This is a genomic window from Rhodospirillaceae bacterium (genome assembly GCA_018660465.1).
Taxonomy (GTDB): domain Bacteria; phylum Pseudomonadota; class Alphaproteobacteria; order Rhodospirillales; family JABJKH01; genus JABJKH01.
On sequence record JABJKH010000048.1, the window covers coordinates 1 to 11,017 of the forward strand.

Annotated in this window: 12 protein-coding genes and 2 pseudogenes; 4 read left to right on the forward strand and 10 right to left on the reverse strand. The window is 51.3% G+C overall.

The genetic code is table 11. From position 1 onward, the window contains the following. Positions 1 to 2,469: UvrD-helicase domain-containing protein (locus tag HOM51_07615; GenBank protein ID MBT5034374.1), on the reverse strand; the 2,469-nt coding region annotated here is incomplete at its 3' end. Positions 2,470 to 2,677: 208 nt separating this feature from the next. Between HOM51_07615 and HOM51_07620 the strand changes: the two genes are divergently transcribed. Together HOM51_07620 and HOM51_07625 are read left to right on the forward strand one after the other, a co-directional pair. Beyond that, on the forward strand, positions 2,678 to 3,604 hold the full coding sequence (locus HOM51_07620) for a 3'-5' exonuclease (GenBank protein ID MBT5034375.1): 927 nt from the start codon (positions 2,678 to 2,680) through the stop codon (positions 3,602 to 3,604). A gap of 123 nt (positions 3,605 to 3,727) precedes the next feature. Next, positions 3,728 to 4,192: pseudogene (locus HOM51_07625) on the forward strand (DDE-type integrase/transposase/recombinase). Positions 4,193 to 4,417: 225 nt separating this feature from the next. Here the strand turns inward: HOM51_07625 and HOM51_07630 are convergent. After that, positions 4,418 to 5,335 (reverse strand): enoyl-CoA hydratase/isomerase family protein, encoded by a 918-nt coding sequence (locus tag HOM51_07630; GenBank protein MBT5034376.1) that lies wholly within the window; start codon positions 5,333 to 5,335, stop codon positions 4,418 to 4,420. A 278-nt stretch (positions 5,336 to 5,613) separates the two neighbouring features. Here HOM51_07630 and HOM51_07635 point away from each other — a divergent pair, with 278 nt between their 5' ends. After that, entirely contained in the window at positions 5,614 to 5,817 is a 204-nt protein-coding gene (locus HOM51_07635) for a hypothetical protein (GenBank protein MBT5034377.1), read from the forward strand. A 46-nt stretch (positions 5,818 to 5,863) separates the two neighbouring features. Continuing rightward, a pseudogene (locus HOM51_07640) lies at positions 5,864 to 6,083 on the forward strand (transposase). Positions 6,084 to 6,238: 155 nt separating this feature from the next. On the opposite strand, the gene HOM51_07645 reads toward HOM51_07640, so the two are convergent. The 8 genes from HOM51_07645 to HOM51_07680 form a co-directional block, all read right to left on the reverse strand. Beyond that, positions 6,239 to 7,033, reverse strand: coding sequence for a DUF2182 domain-containing protein (locus HOM51_07645; GenBank protein ID MBT5034378.1), 795 nt, complete (start codon positions 7,031 to 7,033; stop codon positions 6,239 to 6,241). A gap of 66 nt (positions 7,034 to 7,099) precedes the next feature. After that, positions 7,100 to 7,777, reverse strand: a complete 678-nt coding sequence (locus HOM51_07650) for a DUF1326 domain-containing protein (protein ID MBT5034379.1) — start codon at positions 7,775 to 7,777, stop codon at positions 7,100 to 7,102. A 72-nt stretch (positions 7,778 to 7,849) separates the two neighbouring features. Next, positions 7,850 to 8,152 (reverse strand): transposase domain-containing protein, encoded by a 303-nt coding sequence (locus HOM51_07655; protein ID MBT5034380.1) that lies wholly within the window; start codon positions 8,150 to 8,152, stop codon positions 7,850 to 7,852. Between the two features lie 159 nt (positions 8,153 to 8,311). After that, complete coding sequence (locus tag HOM51_07660; GenBank protein ID MBT5034381.1) at positions 8,312 to 8,764, reverse strand: GFA family protein; 453 nt, start codon at positions 8,762 to 8,764, stop codon at positions 8,312 to 8,314. 108 nt (positions 8,765 to 8,872) lie between these two features. Beyond that, entirely contained in the window at positions 8,873 to 9,691 is an 819-nt protein-coding gene (locus tag HOM51_07665; protein ID MBT5034382.1) for an adenylate/guanylate cyclase domain-containing protein, read from the reverse strand. Between the two features lie 87 nt (positions 9,692 to 9,778). Continuing rightward, positions 9,779 to 10,039 carry a sel1 repeat family protein gene (locus HOM51_07670; GenBank protein ID MBT5034383.1) on the reverse strand — a complete coding sequence of 87 codons (261 nt, stop codon included), beginning with the start codon at positions 10,037 to 10,039 and terminating at the stop codon, positions 9,779 to 9,781. 14 nt (positions 10,040 to 10,053) lie between these two features. Then, positions 10,054 to 10,335: a hypothetical protein gene (locus HOM51_07675; protein MBT5034384.1), complete on the reverse strand. Its 282-nt coding sequence runs from the start codon at positions 10,333 to 10,335 to the stop codon at positions 10,054 to 10,056. Between the two features lie 121 nt (positions 10,336 to 10,456). Further along, on the reverse strand, positions 10,457 to 11,017 hold a 561-nt coding region (locus HOM51_07680; protein MBT5034385.1), incomplete at its 5' end, for a hypothetical protein.

An 11,017-nucleotide genomic window follows, 5' to 3' on the forward strand; every position in this document is an offset into this window, starting at 1 on the left:
GAAATCTTCGCTTTCCGGCAACACCATGTTCAATACCGGATCATCTACGATCTCGGACGGGAACCCCCATGTCCCGGAATCCATACCAAGCACGACGGTGTGATCACATTCCAGTCCCTTGGATCCATGAATGGTCAAAAAGCCGAGGTCAATGTCTGGGTACTTATCAACGAGGCCCCGCATGTAACCGGGCTTGAGGTGATTGTATCTACCAAGAAATCGCACATTCTTCTGGCTGCCGACCTCCCTGCTCTGAATATCCTCGAGGATCTCGCGAATGATTTGTGGCACATCATTTGCGTCACCAAAGACCACCCGCAGAGCTGGTTTCTTCGTTCGCCCAGCGGGCTCAACCCGCTTATCTATCTGTCGATCGTTCTGGAGCACGAAGCGTTTCGCAGGCTCAGCGATCTTGTCTACACAACGGAATGTTCGGCCGAGATCGACGGTCGTGTGAAGGTCATCGCGGCCATCAAACGTCCGGCCAAAGTGCTTTCCGAAATTCCTCATTATGGATAGATCGCTACCGGCGAACCGATATATTGATTGCCAATCATCACCCACCGCGAACAATCTTGAATGAGGGTGCTGTCCCAATAGGGCCTTCAGGAGTCGAGCGCGACCGAAGGAAATGTCCTGAAATTCATCCACCAAAAGATGCTGATAGGGACTTTTGTAATTGCCATCTTCGACATGTCTGCTTGCTCGAACAATCATGTCCTCAAAGTCGATTCTTGATCCAAGGCTTTTCTGATAGCCTTCGAAGAGCGGAATGAACACGTCGAGGAAGGCGATATTTCGAGCCTTCATCCTACCAGGTCCGGCCCTGGTCAAACATTGATCCCGATCCAGATCCCCTGACTTGAAGTGATGCAGGAAGGTTGCGACCGTCCTGCTAAATCGGTCTATATCCCCAAGCTCCAAAAGTTTTCCGAAGAACTGGTCTGCCGCTATTGGACAAAGCTCGACGCCATGATCCCTGAGTTGTTCGCTCAGGCATATGGAAAGTCGACCCTCGAATTTCATATAGCTGTAGGTCTTGATCAACGGTGTTCCGTGTCGCCGGTGGAGATCTACTTTCCATTCCATCTCCGCAACATATTTGTCCCGATCGATATAAGGTGCCGTTACCCATTGCTCCTGGCCGTCCGACCCGGTCTCCTTTCTGACACCGAAGTGTTCGATATAAACGCCACTGTCACTCAATCGAAAATCAGGCGTGTAAACTCTTTTCTCGGAAGACGCCGTGTCATGTTCGTAATCGGGTTCGTATTCGTAGGCGACCCCATTCAGGTAGAGGAAATTTGCAATCTCGCATTCCTCGAAACTTTTTACCTTCTCGCCCTGAAGAGTCCGGAGTTCAACGGCCCGCAGGTATTGATAATATTGGTATAACTCCTTGAAATCGAACTCATTTTTCTCGGGGGCGAAAAACTCGGCGAACCAGCGTTGCATGGTAGTTTCGAACCGTCGGTCCTGTTCCATCAAGGTTTTCAGGATATCCCGCAGCAGCTTTAGCAATTGCTTGTCATCGTCCGCATGGGCAGCGAGGGCGGGCTTTCGTTTTTCAGCTTGCCCAATGATAGCCATTCCCAAGGCATGAAATGTCGTAGCCTTGATGTCGTGACCCGTTCTGTTTTTGACACGGTCGGTCATTTCACCTGCCGCCTTTCGGGCGAAAGAGAGCATCAGAATTTCTTTGGGGGCCCGGCGCTTCGTCTCTACCAAGTAACCAGCCTTGGAAACGATCACACTGGTTTTTCCAGAACCCGCCGCCGCCAAAACGAGCGTTGCGTTTTCATCCGTGACGACGGCTTCCCGTTGCTCAGGCGTGAGTGGATCGGACTCAACAGAATCAAAATAGCTTTTCTTCAGGGCAATCTCAGCGCCAATAAACTTCCTGTTGGCGCCGTTTCGAAAATTCGATGGGGCAGCAAGGAAACTCCGAATTCGAGCAATTGCATCACGCTCGTCCGCCGCCAGCACATCCTCGGGAAACTTCGACGGAAGTTTCCCCAATGCAGTTTGTACGGCTTCATGTAATTCCGTTCCATCAGATGCGGCGAGATAACTGATTGGGCGATCTAACTCCTCCAGTTTCTGGGCTTCAGCGAGAATACGGCCTCGATTTTCATCCACGAGGCGACGCAGTTCATATTTCCAGGGAACTTCGATTGATTTAAGAAACTTCCTGGCAATTTTCTTGTCGACGCCAACAATTTTGAGTGTCGTGCCGTCATCATGCTTCAATTCAAGGCGAGACCAAAACAGGCCGGATGAGACATTTATTTCGGTAACCTGAGTGAACGGGATGTCTTTTCGAACGGCATTGCCCGACTTGAACTGGATGCCCCAACTTGAATGGGTCACGTTGTCGATCGTGTAGCCAAGAAGTGGCAGCAGGAATTTTGAGTTTCCTGTCCTTCGAAGAATAACGGTGTCCGGATGTTCGCCTTTTTCCGATGACACGCTGATCCCCAATCATACGGCCGATTGCCTATGCCAAGATCTACCCGCAGAAAATTTGCCACTCGCTCGTGCACCCATCTGGTTCCGTATCCATAAGTCCGAGCCAATCACCAACTTACCGAACCCAAATGTATCAACCGCGAGCACATTTAGAATATGCTATTTCTCCCGTATTGCACGATCCGGACCGGGAGACACTGGGTAGGCCATGAACCAATACAGCCACTTCGCAGTTGATGAAGCGGACCTAATCCGCCCGGACACCCACGCCGATCGGGCGAACTGGCGATTGATCCGCCGCTTGCAAACACCCGACAGGTACAATGATCCGCAAGGCGGCACGGTCAAGCGAGCCCTTGTGATTGACGTCGAAACGACGGGTCTTTCGACCGAGAATGACGATGTCACTCAACTTGCCATGCTGCCTTTCGACTATGAGGCAGAAAGCGGCCGCATTCTGGCAGTCCTCAAGGATCAAGCCTTCGATCACTTGCGCGAACCGGCGGTACCGATTTCCGAAGAGGCGTCGTTGGTTACCGGAATTACTAATGAAATGGTTGCTGGAAAATCTATCGATGGGTCCGCCGTCGCGACGGTCGTTACCAACGCCGACTTGATCATAGCCCACAACGCGTCTTTTGATCGTCCGATGGTCGAACGCCATTGGAAATGCTTTACCGAGAAACCCTGGACATGCACGCTGAGCAGCATTGATTGGCTCCGTGAGGGCTATGGTTCGGGAAAACTGGATTACCTCGGCATGCAGTTCGGCTGGTTCTACGACGGCCACCGCGCCATGACAGATTGCGAGGCCTGTTTGGCACTTCTGGCACAAGCACTTCCCAACTCCGGTCGGCGCGTGATGGAATTGGTGCGAGAGGCCGCCCTTCAGGATGACCATTTGATCCGCGGGGTCGACGCGCCCTTCGATCTTAAGGACAAACTGCGGCAACGTGGCTACCGCTGGCGCCCTGCGGAGCTGCCAAATGGAAGAGTTTGGTGGACGGTGACTGCCGAGCCGGAAGCTGAAATTGCCTGGCTTCAATCTGAAATCTATGGCCAGGAGCGTCCGATACCCGTCCACCCGATAACGGCGTTTGAACGCTATTCTGATCGGCTGTGGAACTTGGACTGATGATCCGCAGGAACAAGGCGGTTGCCAGTAGTTATCTATGGACAATTGAACCGTTTTGATAAGCATGCCGCTGGTTCGGCATGCAATTTCTGTCGCTACTCCGCGCCCCTTCGAGTAAGGCGGTGGCATTTGGACGAGGTATTCGTGCGGATCAATGGCGAACTGCATTACCTCTGGCGGGCGGTTGATCACGAAGGCGAAGTGCTGGAGTCATTTGTCACCAAACGGCGGAATCGCAAGGCTGCCTTAACGTTTTTGCGCAAAGCGATGAAACGATACGGTTGTCCAAAAGTAGTGGTGACGGACCGGCTTCGGTCCTACCGGGCAGCGATGGAGGTAATCGGAAATGCCGAACGCCAGAAGACCGGTCGCTGGCTGAACAATAGGGCCGAAAATTCACACCAGCCATTCCGGCGACGAGAGCGCGCGATGGCAAAATTCAGGAGCGCCAAATCTCTACAGAAATTCGTTTCAATCCATTCTTCGGTCCATAATCATTTTAACCATGAACGTCATCTTCGTAGCCGCCAAATCTTCAAACTCAATCGCTTGCTCGCCCTTGCCGAATGGCGTCAACTTGCGGCCTGAGATTTATGGGTTACGGGGTTTTTCAGACCAGTTCTCGTTTGTCTGACAGTGCCCGACGAACTCATGCCGTGGCGTTACGCTGAAGTTTCAGCGTAACAGGGACATCCGTCCCGAGATAGGGCGGCGTCGCCGGACGGTTACGTTAAATGTCCTGCGAACCCATATCTATCGTCCGTGCGCGACGCCTCCGGGAGCGCCGCTCCGGGGGCATTGCCCTGTGCGAGGCTACCTCCCAGCAGCTCCCCAGTTCTGCTCCAAATTATCGATCAACGCTGGGCTAAAATGGCAAGCCGCCTGCTCGCGCGCATACACAGCGCAATATCGCCGGAATAAATCTAATGGTTCCACCGCTACCCGGAACGCCCGCCGGTTGCCGATCGCCCCTACTGCCCCCGCGCTGGTCAGCATCTCCACTGTACGCCCGATTGCCGCATCCATATCCGATGCCGGAACAATTTCGTCGCAGATCAGCCGTCCCTCAATACTGTCACAGTCAAGTCGCCGTTCCGCCTGGATCAGTTGCCTGGCCAGCCTATCGCCGGTGAACCGGGGCAGACGCATGTTTGCGGCACCAGGAATGATCCCCTCTTTCCGAGCTGGCAGCGTCATATACGAATCATGCGCAGCTAGAACGTAATCCATCACTAGCAATATCTGACAATGCCCGCCGATCGCCCAACCTTCGACCGCTCCGATCCAGGGTTTCTCGTGCCCTGCTCCATTCACGTCGTCAGGCAGCACGCCTGGGCTAGCCACCCCACGGAAACACTTATGTACGAAACCCAGTTCACGCTGCATATACCAAAGGTATGGTATGCTGCCTTGATACAGGTGCGTCAGGTTGATACCGCTGCCAAAAATGCGGCGCCCAGCATATTTAGCATTTTGTACCGGCTGCCCACGCAGCACCGCGATATCGCTGCCCGGGTCCAGGGTCGCTAAATCCACCCCGATTTCCATCGCATCAAGCGTCACCTGATCCTCAGCGTTTAGATAATGCGGATTTGTACACAGCAGGTGCACCGCCCGCCCGTGCCGTTCCACCCGCACCGGACCTAAATCAACGAACCCCCGTGCATCCAGCGCCATAAGAGCAGCTGTCGTCTCCGGCCGAGGCAGCAGCATCGCATGGCACAGATGCATCCCACATTTCGGGTGCGCCAGTATGTGCGACAGCAGCAAGGCATGGTCGTTCTCCAGACCCAACTTGTCCTTCAGCTTGCGCCCGGCTTCGACGTCTAGCTCCGCCCGTGTCGGCACCAGCCCAGGGAATACGCTGGCCGCCTCTGCCATAAGCTGCTCAATTCGGACCAAGCGGGAAAAATTTCCCGTCAGCTGACCGTACACCGCCTCGATCTTCTGCTGCAAAAACTCATTGCGGCTGGTTCGGTCGGTAAACTGCATCTGGGTCAATCCTTTGCGTGCAAATCGAGGACTCGTTTGGCGTTCTCAAGCGAGCGTTCGAGTATCTCCGGCTCCACTACCCGCACCGACATTGTGGAACCGACAAACGTCTTGATCGCATGTTCAACCCGGCGTTCAAACGTTATCGTCCGGCGACGCCGCCCTATCTCGGGACGGATGGCCCTGTTACGCTGATGCTTCAGCGTAACGCCACGGCATGAGTTCGTCGAGCTTGGTGATCTTATGCTCTGCGATGCGGCCAAGTACACCGCTGAGCGATCCATGCGGCCCATCGCCCTTGGGTCGTAAGAATTATCTCTTCATGGGGTCCGAGGGCGGCGGCAAATCAGCCGCCATCGCCTATACGCTGATTGAAACGGCGAAACTCAATGGCGTCGATCCACAAGCCTGGCTGACCGATGTTCTGGGTCGCATCACCGAGCACAAAATCACCAAGCTCGACGAACTCATGCCATGGCGTTACGCTGAAGCATTAACGCAACAGGGGCACCCGTCCAAAGACAGGGCGGCGGCGTCGGACAGTTGCCTCCTGGATGGCACGCCGGATGGTGATCGATTGGTGTTTTTTGGTACGCCGGTAATGCCGGATGAGGCGGAAATTCAAGGCTGGTTGGACCGCCTTTAAACCAGTGCTGATAGCGCCATGTATGCAGCCAAGGCCAGCATGACGCCACCGCCCAGCTTGCCGAACAGATCACCCCGCGGCAGGACTTTTTCGCCCAGGACCAGAACCGCGATGAGGGCGACCCACAATAGGTTCATCACACCGCCGACAAACAACAACCCCATCAACAACCAGCAACAGCCCAGGCAATAGGAACCATGGGACAGGCCCATTTTTAGGGCGCCGAGGTCTCCCGGTTGCCATTTGCTCATCAAAAACCCTAAGGGCGATCGGCATTTGCCCAGGCAGGCTTGCTTCAACGGGGTCAATTGATAGACGCCGCAGGCCCCTAGCAATGCAACAGTCAGCCACTGCGACGTGCCAACCATCATGGGAGACAGCAACGCCACCTCGGTCAAGGCCCATTGGGCAAAAGTTGCGGCAACGCTGAACACGGCCCAGATAAACAAATAGCTGCCGGTGAAGATCGCGATGCGCAGGCCGGGGGTTTCCTGCCTAGCTTGTTTCCGGGTGACGGTGGCGAATAACAGGATCATGGGGGCTGCGGACGGCACCATCATGCCCACCATCATGACGAACCACATCACCCCCATCAGGGCAAAGGTGCTGCCGGTCCATTGGCCCATTGATGCTTGCATGGAGCCGGCTACCATTTGCCCCATACCCATTAAACTCATATCGCTCTGGGTCATGTCCTTGGCCAGGACGGCCAGATAGATCCACGACAGGGTGCTCAACGCGGCCAATGCGATGACGACCAGCGCTCGATCCCGTATCAATAGGCGTTCCATGGCAATTATCTTTTTCGCAAATAGGCAGCGCCCCGCCGATGGGAACGCTGCCATATTCTTTGCGATTTAGCGCATGGCGTCCAGACCATACATTTTCTTGGCCTCTTCATAAGAATGGGCCATGCCATTGTTGTTGAAGGCAAAGGTGGCGAGCGAACTGTGCCGCTGACTGTAATCGAACTTGATATCGCCCGTGCCCTTGGCGGTGCCCGAGGCAACCTGGGCCTCGTAAAAGACCCAGCCATTGGGCAGAACCGTGCGAACTTCCACCTCTTCATCCGTCACCGGATTGCGGATCGGCACCGTTGTGGCCGTAACCACATTGGGGACATGAATCCGGCCCGTACGTTTGTTGAGGTCCCATTCAAATTCCATGGGCAGGAATTGTGGTTCGTGAATGGTCTCGATAATCACCGAAAAGATTTGGAACATGGTGCCAATGGGTTGGCCTTCGCCGCCCATGATCGCGAAAATGGCACCTTGTTGTTCTTCCGTCGTTTCGGGGCGGAATATGGGCTGCATGTGCCCGCCGCCATGATGAATAGCGCGGGGGAAAAAGAATGTAGCGGCCACCAGTACGCCGTCCAAGTTAACGTCGCCGTAGTGGCCTTCATCAATCTGAAAGCCGATGACGCCGTCGCAATGCCCTTGGGTAGGCGGTGCCATTGACTCGCAGGGACAGCCGACATCGCAGCTGCAATATTCCAGATAACGTCCTTTCCAGTACCACTCTGTATCAGCCATTGTTCTTGTTCTCCTTTTTGCATTTTTGTTGCCGTTCGGCCAACTCGTCCTAACTCGCGAGCAAAGCGCCGGTTAGGCTGATGCTTCAGAGTAACGCCACGGCATGAGTTTGTCGAGCTTGGTGATCTTGTGCTCGGCGATGCGGCCAAGCGCGTCGGTCAGCCAGGCTTGCGGATCAACACCATTGAGTTTCGCCGATTCAACCACTATGTCCGCGATGTCGTCATGCTGGAAGACGCCTCCGGCATCCGGGTAAACCCCGGCATCTTCGCCAGAGCCCGCAGCTTCGCGCTCAATATCCTCCGCGCAAACGGTGAAAACAACATCGCCGACGCCCTCTGGTGCAATGCCCTCGATATCAATCGCGTGCTTCAATATAGATGCAAGTAATTAGCGTTGCACAGCCCTGCAGTCAGGGGCCTTAGTGATGAAGCGGTTTGGGCTGAAACTGCTCATCCAGCTATTTTAGCAGAAATGTGAAGTTGTCAATGTACCTAGCCCAAACTGAAGATCTCGACGACTGATAACAGTAATTTAAGCTTCTCTCTGGTCCAAATTTTCCAGTAATTCTACAAGTCTTTCGACAGTTGCATTATCCTCAAATGACGCCTTGATTGAACCCGCTCGAGGTAACCATTTTGCTTTGCTTTTGGTCCAAAGTTCGACCGTGGGACTGAATTCAATTTGGTCTGCTAGCAAGCCTGCCGGAAGATAAATCATTCCATCCAACGCATCTGGTTTATTATAAACTATAATACTGCATTGTGGGCAGAAGTAAAAATGCAATTCCTTTCCACTGCCGCCAGTGATTGAAAAAACATTCAATTCACCTTCATAGCTTAGCTCATCTTCCGGTAACGCTACTGCATTAAGCGAAGTTCCGAAAACCTTTTGACAAACTGTGCAGTGACATTGAAACTGCATCATAGGATCATATGGGAACTGAAACTTAACGTTTCCACATAGGCAGTTTCCTGTGTATTTCATATTTCTTAACCTTCCCTTCTTAGGTTTTTCATAAGAGATCTATTCCGTATGAGTCGAACTAATAATTACAATTGGTATATTTATAAAACTACTATTAAAACAATTTATCTATGGAATCACCTCGTAAGTCTTCACCTTATCATGTATTCCCTTTAATTCAAAGTATCCGGCATCTCCTAAATTGATATCCTCCTTTACAAGTTCATAAGTAGATTCAGAAATCAGTATAGAAGACGGCTTAGCTGCCGTCTCAAGTCGAGATGCTAGATTTACGGGTCTACCAATAACTGTATAATCTAACCTCTTTTCATTTCCAAAGTTTCCAACGGTACTAAACCCCGAATTTATCCCAATACGAATTTTTAAGGGCTCACTAATGTTATATTTCTTTACAAAATCCATGCCCAGAACCGCCATCCTTTTTTGCATAGAAATAGCCATTTCTAAACATTTCAATGCGTCCAAATACTTTCCAGATGTCCGTGGGTCTCCAAAGAATACCATAATAGAATCACCGATGTATTTATCAAGCGTACCCTCATTCTCGAGAACTAATTCTGTCATTTCCGTGAGGTATAAATTCAGCATTTCCGTTAACAAATCTGCCTCCATATTTTCAGATATTTGTGTAAATGAGACGATATCCGAAAAAAAAATAGTTAGGAATTTCCTTTCGCTTTTCACCCCCACATCTGTTTCACCGGAAAATATAGAGCTATAGAGCTGTTCAGGTAAGTATTTAGCTAATTTTCGTGAAATTTCTGCAATTTCATCGCCCCTTTGTTTAGCTAAATTCTCAGCATTTTTGGCTATGGTTTTTTGCCTATCGAGTTCGGACCCTAAATCCTTACGCAGACGTGTTTCTAGTTTTAATCGTGACAATTGTGATTTGAGAGTTTTTAATTCGTCTTCGGAAATGTCAACCAATATGCCCTCCATCGTCCCCATGTTTTCTTAAATAACGGCGAGTTTCAAAAAAATTAACCCGATGTTCCAATGTTTCGCATTCCCCTATTATACAGCAAGTCCGTACCACTTCACCACAGTCTTGTGGTCTTGGAGAACACCTTGTCCATTGGCGTGCATCAAACCCAGATTGAACTGGGCAAAGACATCCCCCTGTTCGGCAAGGGGTTTAAAATCACGCAGAGCAGTTGCGTAGTCCCCTCGTTTAACAGCATCCAAACCCTTCTGGAAATCAGCACTCCACCCCACTCCCGCACTTCCCAGAAGGACGGCAAGGGTCAGGCAGAGAATTGCGGGCAGGCGTCTCATCGGGGGAGTTCTCCTCAGGATACCTTCTGAGCAACAAACCCTGACACTCCCTTACCCTTTGCACGACGCACGACGTATCCCTTATTTCCCAACTTGAAACCCTTGTCGTGGTTGAGATGCGAGAGTGCAGCTACCAGTGCGTCTGCAACGGGGTCACGAACTTCCTTGGAGGTCTTGGACTGGGTTTTCATCCACTTACCGAACGCATCCTCTGCGATGTCGTCACCGACACTTTTACGCAGTGCGTTGAGTTTGCGAACCTGACCTTTGGACAGAGTAGAATGGTCGATGGACATTGGAAGTTCCTTCTGCGGATAGGTGGGAGTTCTGGGGAATAGGAAGAAAGTCTGGCAGAGATTGTCTGGGATGGGTAGTTGGAAGAGGTTCTGGGTGGAGTTCTGGGATTTTAGATATTTTTCACTTATTTGTTTTTCTTAAAAATTTCGTAATTTCAAACTTCATTTTGTTTTGTGAATCCAGTGATCCGCCTAAGGACCAACCAATCGGTCCGTAACCCAAATTTTTGGTTTTTACCGAAAGGGGACCGAAGAATGCAGCATGCGCCGCACCCTCGACAAAAACCAAATCAATAAACGAATTTTCAATTCTCGAAACTGATTTTATCCATTGCATAGTGGTCGGCGTTGAACCGGTAGAATTATGAATACTGCAATTCTTAGAGAAACCGACAGGAGCAAAATCAAATGGAACAATCCATTTGCAAGGATCAGATATCTCCCACCTCTTTTTACCAGGTGGTGCTCCGAAGTCATCTAATGCCCCAAAAATTATCATAATTGGAACTTTTATCTTATCTGGGTACCCAATACCGGTTGGTGTTGGCGCTTCTGCAATTACTCCTCTGACATGAGACGAATCAACCATCGCAGCAATATTCAAAACAACAGACGCTCCATTAGAGATGCCATAAAAATATATTCTATTTTTATTTATTTCAGGTCTTTGAAGGACCCATTC